This window comes from Thalassoroseus sp., from assembly GCF_984380535.1.
This window is the reverse complement of the sequence record NZ_CFHRBF010000015.1, coordinates 186,070-208,876: the sequence shown is the minus strand read 5'-3', so window position 1 is coordinate 208,876 and position 22,807 is coordinate 186,070. Positions and strand designations below refer to the sequence as shown.

17 protein-coding genes are annotated in these 22,807 nt (G+C 52.8%); 12 read left to right on the top strand and 5 right to left on the bottom strand.

Going from position 1 to position 22,807, the window contains the following annotated elements; translation table 11 throughout:
- Positions 1-77: 77 nt before the first annotated feature.
- From AC5DDB_RS20885 to AC5DDB_RS20875, 3 genes are all read left to right on the top strand, one after another.
- A complete protein-coding gene (locus AC5DDB_RS20885) occupies positions 78-1,052 on the top strand; it encodes a serine/threonine-protein kinase (protein ID WP_491741702.1) in 975 nt (324 codons plus the stop codon).
- Complete coding sequence (locus AC5DDB_RS20880) at positions 1,049-2,608, top strand: hypothetical protein (protein WP_491741701.1); 1,560 nt, start codon at positions 1,049-1,051, stop codon at positions 2,606-2,608. Before AC5DDB_RS20885 ends, AC5DDB_RS20880 begins: the two co-directional genes overlap by 4 nt.
- 300 nt (positions 2,609-2,908) lie before the next feature.
- Positions 2,909-4,570 carry a LamG-like jellyroll fold domain-containing protein gene (locus tag AC5DDB_RS20875; protein WP_491741700.1) on the top strand — a complete coding sequence of 554 codons (1,662 nt, stop codon included), beginning with the start codon at positions 2,909-2,911 and terminating at the stop codon, positions 4,568-4,570.
- Between the two features lie 463 nt (positions 4,571-5,033).
- Here AC5DDB_RS20875 and AC5DDB_RS20870 read toward each other — a convergent pair whose 3' ends face one another.
- On the bottom strand, positions 5,034-6,869 hold the full coding sequence (locus tag AC5DDB_RS20870; protein ID WP_491741699.1) for an exo-alpha-sialidase: 1,836 nt from the start codon (positions 6,867-6,869) through the stop codon (positions 5,034-5,036).
- Between the two features lie 305 nt (positions 6,870-7,174).
- Here AC5DDB_RS20870 and AC5DDB_RS20865 point away from each other — a divergent pair, with 305 nt between their 5' ends.
- A complete protein-coding gene (locus AC5DDB_RS20865; protein ID WP_491741698.1) occupies positions 7,175-8,473 on the top strand; it encodes a sialidase family protein in 1,299 nt (432 codons plus the stop codon).
- A 75-nt stretch (positions 8,474-8,548) separates the two neighbouring features.
- Positions 8,549-10,192, top strand: a complete 1,644-nt coding sequence (locus AC5DDB_RS20860; protein WP_491741697.1) for a hypothetical protein — start codon at positions 8,549-8,551, stop codon at positions 10,190-10,192.
- Positions 10,193-10,198: 6 nt separating this feature from the next.
- Here the strand turns inward: AC5DDB_RS20860 and AC5DDB_RS20855 are convergent, their stop codons facing one another.
- From AC5DDB_RS20855 to proA, 3 genes are all read right to left on the bottom strand, one after another.
- On the bottom strand, positions 10,199-10,336 hold the full coding sequence (locus tag AC5DDB_RS20855; RefSeq protein ID WP_491741696.1) for a hypothetical protein: 138 nt from the start codon (positions 10,334-10,336) through the stop codon (positions 10,199-10,201).
- Between the two features lie 49 nt (positions 10,337-10,385).
- Positions 10,386-10,529, bottom strand: a complete 144-nt coding sequence (locus tag AC5DDB_RS20850; protein ID WP_491741695.1) for a hypothetical protein — start codon at positions 10,527-10,529, stop codon at positions 10,386-10,388.
- Positions 10,530-10,626: 97 nt separating this feature from the next.
- Positions 10,627-16,440: an anti-phage protein ProA gene (gene proA, locus AC5DDB_RS20845; RefSeq protein WP_491741694.1), complete on the bottom strand. Its 5,814-nt coding sequence runs from the start codon at positions 16,438-16,440 to the stop codon at positions 10,627-10,629.
- Positions 16,441-16,730: 290 nt separating this feature from the next.
- Here proA and AC5DDB_RS20840 point away from each other — a divergent pair, with 290 nt between their 5' ends.
- The 7 genes from AC5DDB_RS20840 to AC5DDB_RS20810 all read left to right on the top strand — a co-directional run bounded on the left by AC5DDB_RS20840 (position 16,731) and on the right by AC5DDB_RS20810 (position 21,734).
- Complete coding sequence (locus AC5DDB_RS20840; protein ID WP_491741693.1) at positions 16,731-17,183, top strand: AAA family ATPase; 453 nt, start codon at positions 16,731-16,733, stop codon at positions 17,181-17,183.
- Positions 17,173-17,931, top strand: a complete 759-nt coding sequence (locus AC5DDB_RS20835; RefSeq protein ID WP_491741719.1) for a tRNA(His) guanylyltransferase Thg1 family protein — start codon at positions 17,173-17,175, stop codon at positions 17,929-17,931. Before AC5DDB_RS20840 ends, AC5DDB_RS20835 begins: the two co-directional genes overlap by 11 nt.
- 382 nt (positions 17,932-18,313) lie before the next feature.
- Complete coding sequence (locus AC5DDB_RS20830) at positions 18,314-18,814, top strand: hypothetical protein (RefSeq protein ID WP_491741692.1); 501 nt, start codon at positions 18,314-18,316, stop codon at positions 18,812-18,814.
- A 124-nt stretch (positions 18,815-18,938) separates the two neighbouring features.
- Positions 18,939-19,637, top strand: coding sequence for a hypothetical protein (locus AC5DDB_RS20825; RefSeq protein WP_491741691.1), 699 nt, complete (start codon positions 18,939-18,941; stop codon positions 19,635-19,637).
- A complete protein-coding gene (locus AC5DDB_RS20820) occupies positions 19,627-20,385 on the top strand; it encodes a nucleotidyltransferase domain-containing protein (protein ID WP_491741690.1) in 759 nt (252 codons plus the stop codon). Before AC5DDB_RS20825 ends, AC5DDB_RS20820 begins: the two co-directional genes overlap by 11 nt.
- A 186-nt stretch (positions 20,386-20,571) precedes the next feature.
- On the top strand, positions 20,572-21,219 hold the full coding sequence (locus AC5DDB_RS20815) for a DUF4291 domain-containing protein (RefSeq protein WP_491741718.1): 648 nt from the start codon (positions 20,572-20,574) through the stop codon (positions 21,217-21,219).
- 65 nt (positions 21,220-21,284) lie between these two features.
- A complete protein-coding gene (locus AC5DDB_RS20810) occupies positions 21,285-21,734 on the top strand; it encodes a YaiI/YqxD family protein (protein WP_491741689.1) in 450 nt (149 codons plus the stop codon).
- A gap of 88 nt (positions 21,735-21,822) precedes the next feature.
- Here AC5DDB_RS20810 and AC5DDB_RS20805 read toward each other — a convergent pair whose 3' ends face one another.
- Positions 21,823-22,572, bottom strand: a complete 750-nt coding sequence (locus tag AC5DDB_RS20805; protein ID WP_491741688.1) for a glycerophosphodiester phosphodiesterase — start codon at positions 22,570-22,572, stop codon at positions 21,823-21,825.
- Positions 22,573-22,807 lie beyond the last annotated feature (235 nt).

Sequence of the window (22,807 nt, the reverse complement as noted above, 5' to 3'; positions counted from 1 at the left end):
AACATTGGTAGATCGATCAAACACCCACCTCGGGGTCGGTTTTCGATCAAGGTTGAAACGTGTCGGATGAATAAACCATGGATCAAACGCTCCTCACGAATGCTTCCGACAGTTTTGAAGACCACGAAAAGGTGGACCTTCTCGGTAGCGACTTTCTGGCTCGATACCGAGAGGGTGATCATCCCACGATCGAGGAATATACCCGCCGTCACCCCGATCTCAGCCAGCGGATTCGGCAGATGTTTCCGCTGATTCTCTCTCTCGAAAAAGTCAAACACGATCGGCAGACGGGCATCGGACAGGCAACTCTGGCCGGTCATGAGTTTCAGCGGTTGGGCGATTTTACGATTCAACGGGAGATCGGTCGGGGCGGAATGGGGGTGGTTTACGAAGCGCGTCAGGAATCTCTAGGACGCTCCGTAGCCATCAAGGTGATCCCACGGCACACATTGCTGGACGATCAATCGCTGGCTCGTTTCGGTCGCGAAGCTCGGATGGCGGCGTCGATGCATCACTCCCACATCGTGCCCGTTTTCGGCACGGGTGAGGTCGACGGCACTCATTACTTGGTCATGCAACTTGTGGAGGGTGTTTCACTTGACCGAAAAATCCCGACTCAGGGGCCGTTGTCATTTCACGAGACGGCGCGATTGGGCGTCGAAATCGCCGATGCGTTAGCGTATGCCCATCAAAAAGGAGTTCTCCATCGAGATGTGAAACCCGGAAACATTCTCATGGATTCGAGTGGAACCGCTCGGATTTCCGATTTTGGTTTGGCCAAAATCGCAAGCGAAGACGCCAGCAGAACCCATGTGTTGAGTGGAAGTTTGCGGTATCTGGCTCCTGAACGATTCCTTGGACAGTCAGACGTTCGGTCCGATATTTACAGTCTGGGACTGACGTTGTTCGAGGCCGTCGCGGGAACGCCAGCTTTCGAGGCGGCCGATTCAGAGCAGTTGATCGGGATCATGATGAATCCCCCCCACAGTCGCTACGTTCGCACCGTGCGGATGTCCCGCTCGATCTGGAGACGATCATTCTCAAGGCGATGAACCCTGATGCTTCCCTGCGTTATCAGACGGCGGCGGAACTTCGAGACGATCTCGCCAGATTTCTGGCCCATGAACCCATCTTGGCCCGACGTGCCACGCTTTCACAACGAATCGTGTGTGCCGCGAAACGGAACCCACGGTTGGCATGGGCCGTTGGGACAACAGCGTGTGCCTTACTGATCACAACTGTTGTGTCACTCGCTGCGTACCTGACGACATCAGACGCCAACAAACGAGCAGTCGCGGCTTTGGAGCAATCCGAAGGAACCGTGGATCTCGCGTTGGACACGCTGGCTGAAGTGGTCGAGGCGGTGTCGCTGTCTCCCGAGCGTTCGCTCGATGTGGAAATTCCTGGCAACGAGGCCCCGTTGCCGGAGCTGAGTCATCCACCGTCTCCGTTCGCCGCCCGAGTTCTCGAGCAAATTCAACCGTTGTATGAACGCCTCGCGCAACAGGTTCCCACTCGTCCCGACATTGTCTTTCAGCGAGTCGATGCCTCCATTCAGCTCGCTCGGATCCAAAATCAGTTGGGACGGACCAACCACGCGATCGCCACCCTCCAGGAGAGTCTGAAATTACTTCTCGACCAACAAGACTCAGCCGCGTTGCCGGAATTCGAGGAGAACATTCGGTTGGCGAGACTCTTCAACGAACTCGGGATTCTGCTCTCGGTGGAGTACCGTTTCGGGGAGGCGGATGAAGCTCATCTCCAAGCCCTCAAGGTTAGCGAACCGTTTATCCCGGATCATCATGCGGCCCAACTGGAGTTCGCGCGGGCATGCGTCTTGCTGAGTGACCTCCCACCTCAAAGACGAAGAAACCACACTCCCACAGAAGAAATTAGACAGCAGCAAAGGAACTACATCGAAAAAGCCATCGTGATTCTCACCGAACTCTCCCAGTTTCCTGAATACAAGACAGGCGGAACAATTCTTCTGGCCCGAAGTCTGCTGGCAAAGTCTCGCTTCGAAGATACCGAGACGTCGAACAGACCGTATTTTGAGGAAGCGATCGATTTGCTGAGAAACTATCTCAAGGCGGCCCCGGACGAGATTGCCGTGCGGTTTGAACTCGTGAAAGCTTTGGAGCGATTTGATCTCCGTCGGCAGAAGTTGTCTCCCGCACAACTCATTCACGCAGAGACGCAGTTCCATGAAGCCTTGACGGTCTTGCGTCCCCTTCGCTCTCGGCTTCCCGAGACTCCCGCGTTTGCGATGGCGGAAATTCATCTTTGCCACAAACTCTCCGCGATTTCCCGTCGCCAGAGAAAGCCCCAGGAGGCGCTCGATTATTTGCTGCAGGCGATTGCCGTTCAATCCTCGTTGCTTGAGAGCCAACCCAACAGTGTCTCGTTTCTTGGCTGGCGGGCGTTACTCTACCGGACAGAAGCGGAACTCTTACAAGATCAGGGGCAGCACAAAGCCGCACAGTTGGCGATTGAAACCGCCCACCAAGACCTCGCGAGAATTCCGCAAGATGCCGCGCAACACCCTTTCATTCAAGAGGTGAAGGACATCCTCCGTCGTTTCTCGGATCGTCCTGCTGCCAATCGTTGAGCCGATGCCAACTGCGTTGCCTGACTGCAGATGTGGGCGAGTTCCAGCTCTTTTGTTTTGCAATGTAAGACTTCTCGGCTTTATGTCTTCTGAATCAGAATTTTCATCAGAAGACTACTGATACGCCCCGTATCTGCAAAACGACTTTGCTCTCAACGAACTGCTCCAGTTGATTCACTACTGGCGAGCGTCTACACTCGCATCAAACACCACTTATCCGTACACGACGAAATTTCGGCTGTTGGTTGCGAATTGCGTTTGCTTGTCACGTTTGCCCGCATCTCAAAAAAGTCTTTTGTCATGAACTCTCAGCAAGTTGCGTGTCTACTTCTGTTGATTCTTACGCCTGCTTCACTTGTCGTTGGTGCGGAGGGTCCGGTTGCTCATTGGAAGTTGACTAAGGATGTGAAGGACACATCGGACGGAGGACGTCATGCTGTCAATCATGGGGTCTCGTTTGATGAGACTGAGGGCGGTCTTTTCAATGGTGTCGATGCTTGGCTGGAGGTTCCTGCCGATCGTGTACCGCAGTTAGGCGACAAGCCATTCACGATTTCGACCTGGATTCATACCGACCAGGAACTGGATGATGCGATTGGCGATGTGATGAGCTGGTACGATCCGCAGACGAGGACCGGATTCAATTTCAGTGTGATGAACTACGCCGGCGTTACATGTGCGCAGTCGAATTGGCGGAACGTGTTCTTTGGCATCGACGCTGCCCAAGGCGGTACCAATTGGGTCGACTGCGGTCGTCCAGGGAACAATCTTTTGGTCAATTCGTTAGTTGTTTTTGACGGCGACCTGTATTGCTCGACCTGGGAGCCAGGTGAAGGTGAGCAGGGTCATGTTTATCGTTATGCGGGAAAACAAAAATGGATCGACTGCGGTGCTCCTGATCCTGCGAATTGCATCAAAGCCATGGCGGTTTTTAACGGGAAACTGTATGTCGGCTCGGAACTCTATAGTGGGGGCGGTTCATCGCTGCCGCTTTCGCCGAATACCAATCACGGAGGCACTGTCTACCGCTATGAAGGCGGAACGAAGTGGACGAACTGTGGCAAAGTGGCCGACGTTCGCAGTATCAGCGGACTCGCGGTCTTCAAGGGGAAACTCTACGCAGGCACTGGCACCACCGGGGCGTGGCGTGATACGCCCCGAACTCGTGGCATGTATCGGTTTGATGGGATTGGGAATTGGCACGACTGTGGATGCCCTGATTTTCGAATCACTCATCTCGGCGTGCATAACGGTGGACTTTACGGATTGAGCTACGACGCGGGAGGCTTCTTTCGATATCAGGGTGGCACGGATTGGGAAGCGTTGGGACCGGTCCCTGATACGAGTCAGGTCTACTCGATGATGGTCTACGAAGGAAAACTGCATGTTGGCACTTGGCCGACGGGCTCTGTGTATCGACATGAAGGTGCAAAAAATTGGGTGCATACCGGACGCCTCGGCGAAGAGAAAGAAGTCATGGCCGTTTCGGTCTACAATGGCAAGTTCTATGCGGGGACACTGCCGTTCGCTAATGTCTATCGTTACGACGGACAAGGAAACTGGACCGACACCGGCCGACTCGACCAAACACCAGACGTCCGCTACCGCCGTGCATGGTCGATGGCGGTGTACGACGGCCGACTCTATTGCGGCGTCCTTCCCTCGGGGCATGTGTATTCGCTAGAGGCCGGGAAAGCCGTTAGCTACGACAAACATCTCAAAGCGGGCTGGCGACACCTAGCCGCCGTCCGAACAGGCAGCCAACTCCAACTGTTTGTTGACGGGGTCAAAGTCGCCGAAAGCAAAAACTTCGAACCGGCAGCTTACAACCTCACACCAGGCATGCCGCTCAAGATTGGCTTCGGTCAGCACGACTACTTCAACGGACGGATGAAGGACGTACGGATTTACGACCGAGCATTACCGTCTCAAGAGATTCAGCGTCTATCGTTTAGCAATTAGTGAATTTTAGTCTTTTAGGATCTCAGAAGCATGCAGATGTTGAAGGCGGTCAGAATCGATTTCGTTCAGGATTCATTGCATCTGTCTTCAGGGAAACTGTAGACGCCAAAACCGCAAAAGCGCATTGTGCCGTTTGATGTCTTTTTCCTGTTCTGGCCGTTATCTGCTCAGCGGCTCAATTCAGTGGAACGGAAATCGTTGTTCGCTTTGACCGAGAATGGTGAATCCCCTTTGCTTTCGCAGTGTGCTTTGAATCACTATTTACCTTAGTGAGGCAAAGCACCATGAACGCAGCAGTCGCAATGATATCAAATAACCGATGGACAACCGGTTTCGCGATCTAACACGACCTTCGACTGCAGTATGTCGATGCCAGGGCGAACAAATGAAATTTGACGGCCAAAATTCGTGTCTGAGCAGGTTGTTTTCACTACCGTCGCAAGTAGCAAATTTGACGCTGTGATCACCGGGATTCATGACGAGCGACGGTTGGTAACTTGGCGCGGACGTAGACTGCACGATACCGGTTATCATCGAACGCGAAGTTCAAATCGCCACGTTTCCGATCCACAAAACCGTCCGGGTAGTTCAAACGTCCGGGCCACGTAACGAGATCGCGACGGTAAGGCCACGAACGCATTCCGTCGAAACTGATCCATAGGGAGAGTGGATTGCGCTGCTTCGGATTCGGGTTGTGCAGGATCGCGACTGTGTCACCGCCCAGCCCGTACAATGTGGCCTTTGAACCGGGATTGGGAATGTCTGTCTTGGCTGCCCGCGACCATGTTTTCCCGCCGTCTTTCGAATCGGCCCGATACAACACTCCTCCCAGATGATCTGCCCGGATCAACATCGACAACGTTCCGTCCGCCAGTTCGACGACATTCGATTCTGCCCAACCGCGATAGTTGTCGTCAGGGCTAAGACGAATCCAACCGTGAATGCTCCAGGACTTGCCATCGTCCTCGCTGATCATCACACCGTTGCGCGGGTTCCGTGGTCCTGGGCCGTCGACATAGTGCTGAAATGGCAAGACCAACCGCCCATCGCTGGTGACGACTGTGTTGCGGATGAAAGTCCGGTTAGCGAGTCGACCGGGGGCTGGTTCCAGCGGTCCCCATGTCCGGCAGGAGTCACTGCTGTGACTCATCCACGTTTTCCAATCGCCGAAGCGTCCGTCGTGTGTGGAGAAGAAAATGGTACAGCGATCTTTGTGGACCATGAGCTCCGTAGGAACCAATGCACGATCGGCGTCTTTCGACTTCACACCGAAATCAATTGGCTGCATAGTGGTCCATGTTCGTCCTTGATCCATACTCCGAGTGAGAAAAATCCGATTGGCCGGCAATGGCTCACGGTCTCCGCCGCCCAGCATGATCATCACCCATGAGCCATCGGGCATCGCTCGGAGAGTCGTATCACAAACAAGCTTGTTTGGACTTTCGCCACTCCATATCACCTGCACATGATCGTCTGTTGCATCGCGATTTGATTGGAGTGCTGCAAGAGTTGAGAGAAGCTGACTCGGATTGTCACTCGAAAGCGATTCTGGAGAATGTTCCAGCAAAGGAAGTACTTCCTCGCGAGTGCCCGTTGTGCCATTCAAGTGCAAGTCGGCACCGGTTTTCAGTACCCGTTCGACGAGCGTACGATCACTTGCCAGCCAATGTGACCACAGGCGGATCGTCTCGACTCCAGCTTCCGCAAATGCCTCGATCGCCACTGGCTTCGGTATCAAACCGAGTTGCCGTGAATCGGGGAGCAACTCCCGAAACAGCCGAGCCTGTTCGACGTTACGAACGCCGACTATTGTCCGATCTGGCCTGCCGTGCTGTTTGACCTCAGAAGCGACGGCCTTTGCAAAATCGGTTCCCTGCTCCTTGAGGTCCAACAAGATGTCGATCTTGTCGCGACAGACAATCAGTGTTTCCTGCAACGTCGGCACACGCTCATCGGCAAACTCGGGGTCGAACCAACTCCCGGCGTCTAACCGTCGCACCTCAGCGAATGTGTGTGCATTCAATGCTCCCTTACCGTTTGTCGTGCGGTCGAGTGTGGCATCATGCAGGATCATCAAATGCCCATCTCGCGTGCTGCGAACATCGACTTCGACCGCTGTCGCGTTTGCTTCAATCGCTCTGCGAATCGCTGACAGCGTGCACTCCGGACGATCGATACTCGAACCGCGATGGGCCACGATTTGCCGAACGCCCATCAATGGCAACCCGGCATGGACGTTCGAACCCACCCCAAACACCACAAGGAGCACCAAACCAACACGACAGGAGATCGAGATCATAGAACGCCTCGTTTGCAATCGTTTTCAATAAGCAATGATTTGGCCCTCACCATATCGAAATGGCAGTGTTGTTTCACCCGTTCGTAAATGTAGTAGTACATTGCGTTCAAAAACGAGGGATTGCTGTTCGTTCACTGTGACGTCGATCACACGATTCGTCGGATGACGATAGACTCGTCGTGAGTCAGAAACGGGTTTCGGATTCTGCTAATTGCAGAGGCAACGCGCGAGAAAAGACTTTGCCGGCTATTATACGAGTATTTGAGTCCCTCGACTTCCATCAAACGAATGACGACAGGATCCCAATGAACTTACTACTTCGATCTCTCACCATTCTGTCCTGCTGGACGTTCGGGATGTTGTGCTGCTCGGTCACGGCTGTTGCCGACGATGGCAAATCCGGCAAACCCAGCAGTAACGAAACGACGACACGTGATAATCCACTGATCCAGGAGATCGAGAAAATCACTCTTCGTCGAAACCGTGACGGCCAAGGAACCACATGGTTTCACCCGCGAGCTTGTATGGTGCCGGATGCCGAGGGAAAAACCACCGTGCTGATGACGCTTCAGGAAATCGGTGGTTCGGATTACTTCGGGCCTGTGCATTGGAGCGAATCCCCGGATGGCGGGAAGACCTGGAGCGAACCAGAGGTCATTCCCGCATTGGCTCGGGAACCGGTCGATGGACATCCGGGATTGATGGCCGGTGTGTGCGATGTCGTTCCACAATTTCATACGCAGACCGGCACCGTATTGGCTTTAGGACATGTCGTCTTCTACCGCGGACCAAGGTTTGCCCGTGGCGATCAACTGGCCCGCTACCCGGTGTACGCCGTGCGGCGGAAAGACGGCTCTTGGTCGGAGCGGAAAATCCTCAAATGGGATGATCCGCGTGGAGCGAACATCTACACGAATAACTGTGGCCAACGGGTCGTTCTACCCAATGGGGACATCATGATGTCGTTCACATTCGGCCCAACCGCCAACAATCGGGAGGTCGCTGGGGTCCGCTGTGCCTTCGACGGCGAAGAACTCAAAATCCTCGAAGTCGGTCCGCCGCTGAAAAACCCTGTCGGCCGAGGCCTGTTAGAGCCATCAGTCACCTACCACCGCGACAAGTTTTTGATCACCATACGAGCGGAAGACGGTCATGGATATGTGGCGGTCAGTGACGATGGCCTTCGCTACGAGCGTAAAACAGCCTGGGCCTGGGACGATGGCACGCCGATCGCGATGTCGACCACGCAACAACATTGGCTCACACATTCCGATGGTCTATACCTGGTCTATACGCGAAGAGACTCGTCGAACACGAATGTGATTCGCTGGCGAAGTCCCCTGTGGGTCGCACGCGTCGATCCCGAAAGGCTGTGTTTGATGCGTGACACCGAAAAGGTGGTTTTGCCACTCATAGGCGATGGCAATCAGAAACCCGATGAAGTGGCATTGATGGGCAACTTTCACGTTACCAATGTCAGCCCTCAGGAATCGTGGGTCACGGTAGGAGAGTGGCTGCCGCGACAGGGTGCCCGAGGCGATTTATTGCTGGGGCGAATCCGCTGGAGCCGACCGAACCGGATGGTTCCGGTAAGCCGTCAATGATCTTGTGATAGACCAATCGTTTGACTCATGAGAACCGAGTCTTGGCAACCTGCTGTCTTTAGAGAGGACAGTGTCTTGTTGGAATCACTGCATGAGATTGACTGGGGGAAGCTTGGTCATGCGTACGGAGAAGCCAACGATGTGCCGGATTTGATTCGTGCGCTCGCGTCCGCGGACCAAGCCGTTCGAGAACGGGCCATGTATGGACTATTCGGCAACATCTGGCATCAGGGAACGGTCTACGAGGCCAGTGTTTATGCAGTGCCATTTCTGATCGAATTGCTCGCAGAGCCACATGTGCAGCAGAAGGAGGGAATCCTCCAACTGTTGCAGGCGCTCGGGACCGGCAACTCCTACCTCGACGTTCATGGGTCGTTCGACTGGTACCGAACTGAAAGGAACACCCCCGAGTTTGCTACCCAGCTGAGCGAGGAACTGTTGTGGGTCCAAACCGCTCACGATGCCGTGGTCCAAGGAACACCGACCTATATCCGGCTACTTTCTGATTCGAACACAACTGTTCGCATCAATGCACCGGTCACCCTGGCGATCTGCGTCGAACGCCGCGACGAAGTGACCAAGGCTCTACAAGATCGACTGAAGATCGAGCCAGATGCTGCGGTTCGGGCGAGTTTGCTGCAAGGTCTGAACGCAATTGCAACACGTTGCGCTCCGTTCGCAGCCGAAGGAATCGAGGCCTCACCGACGTCCGAACAGTCAGCGTTGTATGCTGAGCGAATGCGTGATACCACAGAACCGTCACTGGTCAGGTTCACGGCGACTTTGCTATGGATGCAGGCGGGCGGCTCGCCCACATACGAGGAGGGCCTGGCTGTCGTGCGGCAAACAATGGACGAATCCCGCAAGGCTTTTCAGACGTTGCCATGGGACAACCAACCGCTCTCGATAGCTGCTGTGGCTATGGCCCTGACCGCCGATCCATTACGTCAATGCGACTGGCTAATCGAAGGCCTTGAACAACCGGTGTATCAAGACGACGCACTCGGAGTGATCGAAGATTTATGCCGACATCGCCGCTCCCATGCTACCGCTCTGGCTCCCCATTTGGTTGAGAAAATCGTCTCGTCCAACGCTAAGTTTCGGAGGAAACTAGCTCGCCTCATTGGCTGCGTCGGCGAGGCAGTCATCGAGCCGCTCCAGACGCTTCAAAGAACGACTTCAGGTGCGATCCAGAAAACGGTGCAGGACCTTCTCGATACGATCCAGCAGCGACGGGCACGTTATGAATCGGATCGTTGGCTCGATTTGCCGAAAAGCCCTCTTTCGTTGAAGAAGGCGGTGCAAGTTTTGCGTCAGGAAAAGCCTCACCGGCGCGAGCTACGAACCGCCATCTTATCCCTCGGGCTGCAAGCGAACGCGGCTCAGGAAGCGACAACTCTTCTTCGCCCGTTACTCGATCGCAATGACCAATGGCTCCGGACCGCTGCCGCCTGGGCGTTATGGCGGATCGCAGCCGATCCAGAACTTGTGTTGCCGACGCTACTGGAAGAACTACGCTGCCGCCCAGCAGGTTTCATCGTGCTCGACTGTCTCACTGAGATAGGCCCGCAGGCGTTCGCGGCTGTGCCGAAGCTACGGCAGATGATCGACTCGGACCTGCGGCTCGTCGAGGCTGGGAGAGTCGACGAATGGGCTCACGAGGACGACATGTTTCGCTCCGCCTGTCAACGTGCATTAAAGAGCATCGAAGGCGATTGACCACGATTAGAGACGAATCAAAAAGTCATCCGCCTCAACGCGTGAAATTGTCCTCGTGAACAACGATGAAATCGACGAGTCTTCGGCCAGATACTGCATGTTTGCCAAACCGCCGTCGTAATTCGCAATGACAAAGACTTTCATAGTCGTATCTGTGTGGATGGAGTGGCAGTCTCAACGTTGGAATTAGGCGTTAACGAACGCCTAGCAATTCGACTTTCGTATTAGTTTGCACGCGTGCGGCACTACTGACACTCGCTTCCTCATCAGCGATGTTCATGGTGAAAGTTACATCAGGCGTATTAACGATGTTCTGTGTATTGAGCTTGAGCAGCATGTTGCAACTAAAGTCCTACGCGCGGAAATTTGGTCCGAGAAAAGATTCTAGTGAAAAGCGAATAAGATCGCATGATTATAGTCTGCCGCAAATAGAGTTAGTCCCTCGTTTTTAAGAATGCTGTGATTGCCTCATCAAGTCGTTGACGCGAGGATTGCGAGAGACGGGCGAATCCGATTGTTCTGGCCATTGCAATCGCTGGATCATTCTCGGTTGCGAGTTCGGGGGCCGACTCTAAAAGACCAATCAACTCCGAAATCGAAATTTCGTCAATGCTGCGTTTTTCGTCGTCAGGATGTGCATGACGATATTCGACGACCGGTGGTGGTGTCTTGCAAGACCAAAGGAATCTTCCGGTCGATTCCTCTGTCGCCACTACGTCAGCTAGTAGGTCTAGTATTCGATCACGAATCCGCGCTCCCGTCCGGGCAAAACCGTGCGCTCGTGAAATATGTTTGGCCAAAACGTCGTCGCGAATCGGCGCTTCCTGATCAATCATTGATCGGGCCATCTGTCTCAGCGTTTCATCATAACTCGCATCAAAGAATTGATCCTGGGCATGACTCAGATCGGGTAAGGATAGTCGTTGAAAGTATAATTTCGATTCATCACTTTGCGGAATCGACTCTGTGAATTCATCGACATCAACGCCGCTAGTTTGTAGTCGATCATTGACTGTGGCGGCTTCTTCTTCGATTCTACGTTGGTTGGTCAATAGTTCATTCAGAGAGTTGTGAAGTCGTTCAATGGCGTTGGTGGGATCGTACCACCAGTCCGTTGACCAAACTCGCAAGATGTTCCAACCGAGATTCTCAAGCACTTGCTGACGGGTCTTGTCACGATCGCGGGCCACAGCCGATCGATGATAGGTTGCTCCATCGCACTCGACACCGGCGAGATACGCACCGGGTTTGTCAGGATGACGAATTCCTAAATCAACGCGAAACCCCGACACACCTACCTGCGGCACGACTTGCCATCCATATGATGTTAATGACTCGGCAACAGCCTCCTCAAACGGCGATTCCATACCGCCGGCACTTTCTTCCGCACGTGACAGAATGGCACTCGGACCTTTTTCGGCGTAGTTCAAGAACGCCTTGAGATCGCGCACACCACGCGCTTGCGACCGCTCGGTGTTAAGCTGGTCCGCTGTGAACGATGAATACACTAGCAGCTCTTGACGAGCCCGAGTCACAGCCACATTCAAACGCCGTTCGCCGCCGATTCGGTTGAGTGCTCCGAATGTCAACGGAATGGGGCGACCGGTTCCGTCTCGACCGAAGGTAATCGAGAAGAACATGACATCACGTTCGTCGCCTTGCACGTTCTCCAAATTCTTGACCACCATCGGTTCAATTCGCTCATCGGCGAAATACCAATCAAGTTCGGGCTGCTCGCGTTGAGCTTGATCGAACAAGTCTTGAAGTAGCGTCTGTTGCTGAGAATTAAAGGTGATGACTCCAAAAGTTAATCGGTCTTCCTCGGGAAGTTCCAGGTTGCGTTTCATTCGTGCGACGGCATCACGCACAATTGCTTCGGCTTCCTGGCGATTCGTACGGCTCTTTCCCCGGTCGTAGATGGCATCGGGTTGATGACAAAACGACACGCCTCGGTCGACTGATTCGGCGGCGGGAAAGGTGACGAGTTTGTTTCCGTAGTAGTTATAATTCGAGAATGCGATCAGTGACTCATGTCGGCTGCGATAATGCCAATTCAACAAGAGCGTTGGCAGGCCAGATGCCGTCGCTTCATCGAGAATACTCTCTAAGTCTTTCTCGTGGTCTTCTAATTCGTCGTTCGTTTCGTCGTCGTCCACCCGACCAAAGAAGTTCGTCGGCGGTAGTTGTTTTGGGTCTCCAACAATGATGGTTTGCTGACCACGCGCGATGGCGCCGATGGCATCCCAAGTGGTAATTTGTGACGCTTCATCGAAAACAACGACATCAAAAATCGCTTGGTCAGCCGGAAGATATTGAGCAATGGACAGCGGAGACATCAGCAAGCACGGTGCCAGCTTTCCGAAGGTGGTCGGCATACTCGAAATGACTTCCCGAATCGATTTGCTCGGCCGTTTCAAATTCATTTGGTGACGCAACAGGCCTAATTCTGATTTGCGTGAAACTCCATCTGGCAAGGGGAGTATATGAGCAACCGTTCGCAAAGCTTGCGATGCCGCGGTTGCACGGGCCAGATCATCGAGCTTTCGGAAATCTTGAATGGCATCTTCATGCTTGAATCGTTGAAAGGATTGCAGCACTGGAGAGCGATCGATGGCTTTCGTGACCCACCAACGGGCGTAGGCGACACGAAACGCAGCTGCCAGATCACCTGGTGCAATCTCTTGACGTTCCAGTCCTCTGCGGAATGAATTCAGCCCGACGGCCTTTGCTCGGCTTTTGACGTCACACCATGCGGTCCACAGTTTTAATTGCGTACGATGATTTTTGATCGATTGGGCGGCTTCGATCGTGGCAGTCGCGATTTCCGAAGACTCGCGCGAAATAGGTGTGCTACCGGAAACCGTGCGGAAGGACTTCACCGATTGGGAGAACGACGCCGTCGCCGCCAGGAATTCCCGAGTTGCCTGGACAATCGGCGAGTCAACCGCCTGGCCCGCGATGATCGGATAAATCGTTTTAGAGACCGTATTCGTATTTTCCGTTGACTGGCCGACAGATCGAATGGCTTGCCGAAGTTTGCTCGCTTTGTCGAGGTGTTGCCGAAGCGCTTTTACATCGGTTGCATGGGCATTCCATTGTCTACCAATTTCGGCCAACGGGCTTTTCTCGATGGACTCGGAATGCTGACGAATCTGGCGGATGGCGGAAATGTCGCCGGCGGGGTTGGCCTGCCCGCTTGTTGCATAACTTTGCAGTAATCGTGTGACTTTTCGGCGGGCGAACCATGACATCGGCCAGAACGACGCGACCGCGTTCCGCCATTGTGCATCAATCTCGTCAATCGGTATGGATTCCAGCGATTCATCGTAGTTCGCTGAAGCTCGTTCATGGGCTTCCCGATACGCTTTGATCGACGCCGCCAGTTCGTTCACGGCAGTTGGGAGTTTCGGAAATTGCTTATGGAAGATGATTCGCATATCTTCGCCGATATCCTCGATGAGAGCATTCGCGAATTGCTCGAGATTGTCCAACTCAGCAGACGAGCAATCCTTCATCTCCGGTAAGCCGACGGCCTTCGAGAACGAATTCAACGCCTGCTGAAACCTGACTGCCGCCGACTCTAGTTGATCGCATTCGGTCAGCAGTTTTGCTTCCCAACTCGCTGACCATCGTGTTGTGTTCACAGAAGGGAGCGACACATCCGTATCGAGCGCTGAGTACGTCAGAGCGAGTTCATCAATAGTTGTCGTCAGATTCCGATAAGCGTCGGCATCATGTTCGAGGGTCTCCGCCCAATCGAACTTTGGCGTCTGGATGTTGCGACCTTTGACACATTCGCCCATCGCCTCATAGACCGTCCAGCCGTTCGCGTGTTGAGTGTGGACTGCCGAAACATAGGCATTCAATTCGTCACGTCGAATCTTAAGTCGTTCATTGATCGACAACCATTCGTTTGGTTTGGCCTGCCGATTATTGATCCACGATGCCTTCATTTGATCGAGAAACTTACGGCGTTCTGCCTTGCTGCTATGGAGTTCTAAACAGCAATCGCCCAGGCCATGCTCTTTGAGTCGGCGATGCACCACATCTAACGCCGCCGTCTTCTCCGCTACAAATAACACAGACTTGCCGACAGCGAGACACTGCGAAATGATATTCGCGATAGTTTGGCTTTTTCCGGTTCCCGGCGGACCGATTAAGACGAAGTCTTGACCTTCCGAAGCAGCCATTACCGCCGCCAGTTGGGACGAATCAGCCGGAAGCGGGTGGTAAATTTCTTGCGGCTCGTACCGTTGGTCGACCTCTTGCGGACGCGGAATCGTTCCCGCTCCCGTGTCGAATGGTTCCTCAGGATCGCGAATCAAATGTCGGACCACTCGGTTCTGTTCTAGTTGATCAATCCGGTCGACCAAGTCTTTCCACATGAGGTATTTAGCGAAGGAAAAAGTTCCCAAGACGGATTCATCGACGACTTCAAACCCAGGAATGTCTCGAACTTCGGCCCGCACGCGGCTCAGAATCAAAGGGACATCGACACCACTCTCGTCGCTTGGAAGATCGCCTTCGAACCAAGACAAATCCCGATCAAAATCTTTCTTGAGGAGTTGGATTAGGGTCGCGTTGAACCGGGTTTCATCTTCGTGCTGGACTAGATGAAACGGCGATAACGCACTTTTGCGAATGAGCTTCACCGGCACGAGCAATAATGGTGCTCGATATGATTTCGTGTCGTCGGGTTTCTGTTTCCATTTCAGAAAGCCAACCGCCAAGTACAAAGTGTTTGATCCACCTTCCGCCAAATCGTTGCGGACATTGCGATACAAGGTCGTCAGCCGTTTTGCGAGTTCGTCGCCCGCAAGGTCGCAAGCGATTTCATCGCGTGCGAGTGCTTGTTTGGCAAACTCGATATCGAGTTCTTGATTGGTCCTTTGCCGATGGAGTTCCGTGTCTCGGTCGCCGATCGGATTGTGATCGCTCATGGAAATCATCCGCAATTTCGCTCCATCGACGAGCCGATCTTCCAACCGCGAAATGTCGGGGCACACGAGCGGGACCGATTGCTTGTTCAACTTGAAATTCAGCAATCGATTTCGCAACGACAGATCGAGCAGCTTCCGTTGCCAACGCTCGATTCGACCGTCCGGCGTACTCGGTGCCACCTCCGAGATGTCCATCGACAGACTTCCCAGGTCGGGAGCGGCAGGTAAGGGGAGTGGCCCCGACGTTTCGATTGGTTCGACGTCGGATCGCACTTGTTTCTCGTGAGATGCCAACGGACGAATTTGAGCCATTCGCGCCCGTTTAATGTCGATCGTTGCTAAAAACTGCGATTCATTTGCCTCGCGGGTTGCGTGTTTGGCGGTCTGAATAGCGTCCTCGAAACGCGCTGGAGGATCGTGCGTCACGAATGTCGTTTCAAACGTGATCAACTCCTCGGCGGCGATCGCCTTGCGAACCTCGCTGCAGTCCTGTTCGATCAAGCGATTGAAAGTCCGCTCGACAAGCCAAACACCGACAAAGCAGTGTCCTTCGGTCATGACAACTACGCTGTTGAGGCCGATCGCCTCTATTGCGGCGGCGAACAGAAGCGTGCTGTCAAGACATGTGGCGAGGCCATCGGCTAGTACCGTGGACGGACGACGGACCTTCTGACCGTTCTGTTCGAAACTGCTCGGCGGGTTTGCATAGGTCAATGATCGCTCGGCGACAGCCGACCACATGGCAGCCGCGAGAAGATAAACCCGTCGCGGATCATTGCTTTGGTATCCATCCAAAGCCGACGAATGTCCGTGTCTTCCCAAAATCGAACTCGCCGATTTGAGAAGGGGAGCTAGTGCCGGATCATTCGGCATCACAAATGCGGCCAAGAGTTCACTCATCGACCCGAGACCGCCCCATTCGTCTCGTGCTAGAATGCGAATGTCATGCACGACTTCGGCAAGAATTGCATCGCCCCGTCGCAATAGCAATTTGACATTGCCGCGTTCCGCTTCATTCAAGCCATTCAAATAATCCGCATCAAGCTGCACATTGCGATCACGAAGAGTGAGCTGACCATTCGCAGCCAGACGCTGAATCATCCATTGTTTAGGACGAGTGAACGCTGGACTAGTTGTCAATTGAAGACTCAACTCGCCGAAAGAATCTGAAGACTGAATGTCTTGAGACGACTCATTTCTCAGTTCAATCGAACGCAGTAGCGGAACCGAATTCTGCCAGGACGCGTAGTTGATGCAATCTGTCAAATCGGCATCGATCGAAAATCCGGTCGTTCGATCCAAGGTCATCGTTAGTTGGCCTCATAACGTAATTCGTCATCATCAATGGAATGTTGGCATGCGCCCGGCAAATTTACCATAAAACGATCGGTTGCTCTTTTGAACACATTGCCGCAGAGAAAAATGGACAGAATGACAGAGGATTGTTTCGGCAGCAACGAATACGCGTGTCCGTTGTGAACCTTCGGAGGGCGAACGTGTCTGCGTGGAAGCATATCCCTCGAAACAGTCTAGCCTCATTTGGTTCTTAGTGACCGACTGGGCTGTTCGCATTGGACTCGACGGATTTGGAGTGTGAAATGGAATCAATTATATTCGTTGGTCTCCCGGCTTCGGGAAAGTCGTCCTTTTACAAGGAACGATACTTCAACACACACGTTCGAATTAGTCGCGATCTTCTGAGAACTCGGCACCGCGAAGATCGTCTTCTCAATCTTTGTCTCGAAACCGACCAACGATTCGTCATCGATAACACCAACACCACAATCGCTGAGCGGGCGCGACTGATTGATGTTGTGAAAATGGCTCGTCGGCCCTACGCGATTTATGGGTACTATTTCGAATCGCGAGTCGCCGACTGTCTACAACGAAACGCAGAGCGATCCCAAGACACGCAAGTTCCGGAAGTTGCTATTCGTTCGAAGGCTACTGAACTTCAGAAACCTGCGTTAAGTGAGGGTTTTAGCCAACTGTTTTATGTCCGACTGACTGCAGCCGGTTTCGTCGTTGCGGAGTGGAATGATGAAGTTTGACGAACTCGACCAGAAAATGCGTGTCTTCGAAACAGCCGCCGATTTTTGTGTACTTCCCGGTTTGAATATGGTCGCACGTTTGGATGGTCGCAGTTTTACGCGGCTCACGAAAGACGTTTGCCAATTCGAATCGCCTTTTGATGAGCGTTTTCGCGACCTAATGGTGTCGACCGCTGAAGCGTTGATGACGTGTGGCTACCGTGTCGTCTACGCCTATACGGAAAGTGATGAGATTTCCCTGTTGTTCGATCTTGAGGAGCAACTCTTTGCACGGAAACTTCGCAAGTACAACTCGACACTCGCTGGCGAGGCAAGTGCGCAGTTTTCGCTGAAACTCGGGCAACCGGTGTGTTTCGACTGTCGCATCTCGCAACTGCCGACGGTTGAACACGTTGTTGACTACTTTCGCTGGCGAAACGAAGATGCCGCCCGGAATGCGTTGAATTCGTGGTGTTACTGGACCCTCCGCAAGCAAGGTCGGAGCGAGCAGCAAGCCACAATGGAACTACTCGGCCGGTCGGTCAGCCAAAAGAATGAGTTTCTGTTTCAGTACGGCATCAACTTTAACGATCTCCCCAGTTGGCAAAAACGCGGTGTCGGATTGTATTGGGAAGAGTACGATAAACCTTCGGTCAATCCGATCACGCAAGAAAACGTCACAGCTTCTCGAAGGCGAATTCGCCGAGACTTCGAGTTGCCCATGAAAGACGAATATGGCGAATTCGTAAGGTCCTTGATTGACCGGTGACCTGCCGTACGACACATTACGATGAATCGACATTCTCTCTCGCAGTTGAACAGTATCGATGCTTCTAGGGAACTTTCTGCTCGGCCAATATGTCAACGATTGACCCACCACGATTGCCTGTCTGCGAACGAGTCCGATTCGAACTCGCCTGTCCTCAGACAGTCGTGCTGCCAAGGCCCAACCGGATTCCATCGTCATGTGAGAGACACGTTCCGCCAGTAAATCCCGTCACGCCAACATCGCTTCAAGAAAAAGCCGTGAGGAACCTCAGGACTAGGCCAATCGCGTCGATGAACACTATGGATACGAGGTTCTTTTTCTACGGGTGGGATCGTCAACGTCAATGGGAGTCTTCAAGCGGCGTGGAAGCGAGACACAAGACATGAACGACTTTATCGATCAATATCGGCAGCGGGTTCGAAGAAAGCTTTCTCGGAAAGAGAGCGAACCGGTCGTGCGCAAGGTGGAACTACTTTGTCTTCCATCGTTTCATGCAGAGACGGTTCTCCGCATCGTAGAACGACCGGATGGAACTGTTTTCCGATTGTTCACGCTGACAGAGAATCTCTGGTGTGCGGAAGACGAAATGGCTGTTGAGCGGTTTCACGAATCCGCTTCGGTTTCTAAGCGACGGGCTGATAAGTTTTGGAAGTCGGTTACTGAAATGGCGCCTTTGGCAACAAAGGTTGACGAGATCCTTGACGGTATGACAGTATTGTTAGCCCTACAAATCGATCGCATCTTCATCGAAGTCGAGACGAATAAACTTAATTTAAATAAACCGATCGGTATGCTCGTCGCGCGTATTCTTAACGAGGGAGCATCCGCACTGAGAGATGCGAACAGTCGAGAGCGGTTGAAGGAAATTCGAGAATACCTATGACTCATCGAGATCATCAGCTCGCAGGCGTACAATCTAGCCGATGGCCGGTCGGACGGTGACCGGCGTGGATTCGACATGTCACCCGCCGATATGCACTAAGAGCGTTCATAGCGAAGAGATTGTCATGATGAATTCAAACCAATGGCCGACGTTTGACGCTAGTTCACTGCAACCGTTGGATAGCAGTGAAATCAAGACAATTGAATCAGCGTGCGATAAGTTTAACGAGAACTTCAACAACCGGTTTTCCGACCGTTATCAATACCTTCGGTATCAGTGGACTGCTGCACCAGGAAACTTCGGCGATCTCGATTTCGACTTTTATGAGTTCGGAGGCGAGCACTGGTATCAAGATAATGGCTACGGCTTTACATGTGCCTGGGGCGAAATCCTAGTCAAGAGTTTTGGCTTCCAATGGATGAAAATGGAAGGTGCGACAAACCTCCGGGATTGGGTTCTTATGCACGACGATGCATTCCAAAAGTTCTTTCCATGGCATTTGCTCTGGAGCATTGTTGAAAGCGGCGGTCATCAATTTGATAAAGCCGAGGGCGCATGGATGCGGATTCTCGACCAGGTTGACGCGGTCTATCCGCTTCCTACTGGCTGGCATGTGATTTCCGATGTTCTGAGTGGCGAGGCTGATTGGGTTCCCGAGCGAGTTGCATCGGAGATGAAAGTCATTTCTGAGCGTCCAGACTGGCACTTCGGCGTTCTAGGACTTTGGCCTTATGAGTTGACGCCAGAATCGAATTGGGACGAAGTACTCGACAATCTGAAATCAAAACAGATCGAAATGGACGGATGGTGGAATGATGATTGAGGCTGTATTGAATCAACATGTTGTTGCACATCCCTATCCACTAATGTTCGCTACGATCAGCGGTGCGCATCTTTACGGCTTTCCATCGCCCGATTCTGACTATGATCTCCGAGGGACGCATCTGTTGCCGCTCGAAGACGTGATCGGGTTGAAGACCGGTAAAGAGACAATCGAGATGTCAGGCATTTATGGCGGCATGGAGATCGATTTCGTCACACACGATGCCAAGAAATTCTTCGGGCTGATGCTCAAGAAGAACGGCTATGTCATGGAGCAAATTCTGTCTCCCCTCGTTGTCCACACGACACCGGAACACGAAGAGCTAAGGGCAATTGCTAGCAACTGTCTGACAAAATATCACGCCTATCACTATCTTGGGTTTGCAGCATCCCAGTGGAAGTTGTTCGGCAAAGATAATCCGCCAAGAGTCAAGCCGTTGTTGTATGTTTATCGAGTACTGCTGACGGGTATTCACCTCATGCGAACTGGCGAGGTCGAGGCGAACTTAGTACGTCTGAATGAGACGTTCAAGTTGCCCTATCTGTTAGAACTCATCGATCGAAAGATTACCGGCCCCGAAAAAGGCACGCTCGATGAGGTCGACCTTTCGTTTCATGAAACGGAGTATGAGCGATTGCGAGCCGAACTTGAAACAGCCTTCGAGCAAAGCGATCTCCCAGAACAGCCGATTGGTGCAGCGGCATTGAACGATCTGCTCGTACGTGTTCGCATGGCGTCAGCGACATAAGTATTCCAAGATCAAGGAATGCCTTAGTGAAACGACGATTCGTCGGGCAGTCAATTGCTTGGCCCGCCACCACGACATCGCTACCTGCTTGGACGAGTTATGTTAGCGGATGAGACGTGACGGACTTGCAAGTTGAATTTGCATGACCTTGGAAACGCAACGATAGTCTTGGAAAAAGAAGGACCAATAGTGATCTCATATGCGAGTTACGCCGAGCAGGTTCGTCGTTGGCCCACATCTGGGCGTCATATTCTCGCTCAGTTCGATGAAGAAACGATCCTCGTATATCAGGCCTATCGCCCCGAGATCGGAAACTTCGCTGTCGAGCATGGCAACTTCGGCGGCGAGTTTAGTTACAATCGGATGAGTTGGATTAAGCCGAACTTTTTGTGGATGATGTATCGGAGCGATTGGGGACGCTCACAGGGGCAAGAAGTCGTTCTAGCGATTCGTTTGCGACGTTCGTTTTTTGATTTACTTTTGGAACAAGCCGTACCCTCGACTTTCGTTCCCGAATTATTCGAGAGCCATGACGAGTGGAAGGCAGCGGTGGCCCGTTCGGACGTGAGACTTCAGTGGGACCCCGACCATGGTCCAATGGGCAACAAATGCGAGCGTCGTGCAATTCAACTCGGTCTTCGGGGCGCGACGCTAGAAGCGTATGGAAAAAGTGAGATCATCGAAATTGTCGACATGAGCGAACATGTGGCCCAGCAGCGGAACATCAAGAGTAACTGGAAATCCGGAAATCTGTCGACTCCCATCGAGAATGTCTACGTCCCAAATATCCCTGCAGCGACTAACGTCGGTCTGGATACTTGGACGGACAAATGAACCGACAAATTCCTTTGACAAAACTTTGATAACACGCCGAATCGAATTCTAAAGAAATCAATCCTATGAAAATCTGGATCGACGCCGACGCTTGTCCAAGCGATATCAAGGAGTTGCTGTATCGAGCCGCAAAACGCACACAGACCCAGATGACCTTGGTGGCCAATCAGCCGCTTCGAATTCCTCGGTCCGAGTTCATCGAGAGCATACTCGTTCCGGCCGGAGCAAACATCGCGGATCAATACATCGTTGAACGAGTCGAAGACGGCGACCTAGTGATCACCGCTGACATTCCGTTAGCTGCCGAAGTGGTCGCAGCCGGTGGGCAGGCTTTGAGTCCTCGGGGAACACTTTACACAGAGGACAACGTAGGCGGGCGACTGGCCGCTCGAAATCTGATGGATGAACTTCGCGGCGGCGGCCAAATCACGGGAGGGCCGGCTGCGTTGACGGACAAAGATCGGCAAACGTTCGCGAACCAACTCGATCGCTGGCTGACTGCCTCAAAAACGTGAACGCACTGCTGAAGCAGACGGGGATCGATTCGGCAGTACCCGAGCCTGTTCACGTGATCCAAACCGACTGTAGCTCACACTAGATTGGTCAGTTTGTTCGCAAGATTTGCCGCATTTCCAGCGGATAGTCCGTCAAGACCGCATCGAGCTCGACGTCCTCGCAATGCTTCCAGTTGTCAGCCTCATGACCACTCACTGTGAGTCCGGCAATGAAGGCTCGCTTCTTTGCTGCATGAACCGCTTCCATCTGCTGCTTCGTTGGCAAGAAGCGAAAGTAAACCCATGTTGCCTGTTCATCTCTCAGTGCTGCCCCAAACTCTTGGGTATTGTTTGCCACCGCAGCACACTGAACTTCTTTTGATCCGTTCTTGAGACGCTTCCGGACCGTCGGTTCGGAAATTGTGCGTCCGATGAATAGCAGCTTAGAAAGAATCTGATGCTGTTCCGCCAGTCGAACCATGTCCTCTTCGACCGCTTCCGCTTTGAGATCGACGGCAATCAGAACATCGTGCTGCCGATATTCTGCGACGAGACTTAGGACTTCATCCACGGTTGGCACCTTCAACCCCGCAAATTTTGGATTGAACCAACTCCCTGCATCCAGTTCACGGATCTGTGAGAGCGCCAGATCGGAGATCTTGCCGGTGCCGTTGGTGGTTCGATCTACGCTACTGTCGTGGATGCAAACCAAGTGCCCGTCTTTCGTCTTTTCGACATCAAATTCGAAGCCCAGTCGAAGTTCGAGGCAAGCCCGAAAGTTGGCAAGCGTGTTTTCCGGTGCGTGAGACAGCAGCCCCCGATGCGCGACAATAGCCGGTTCGGCAGCCTCAATATTCATTGGAAATACACTTTCAAGAGCCAGCAGTGCGATCATCAGAAATGGTCTGTACATAAATAACGTCCTTCGTCCCGGGATCAACTAAAATGCAATAGAATGGCGGATTCTTTGACAATGTGACGTTTCGGGTGCGGTATCGCAATTGAACGCAAATCAAAGCAGAAGAACGTAACCCTATTTATGATAAGCCTTTAAACCTCAATGCAGTAGTGTTTCACCTGTCATACGTATAGAA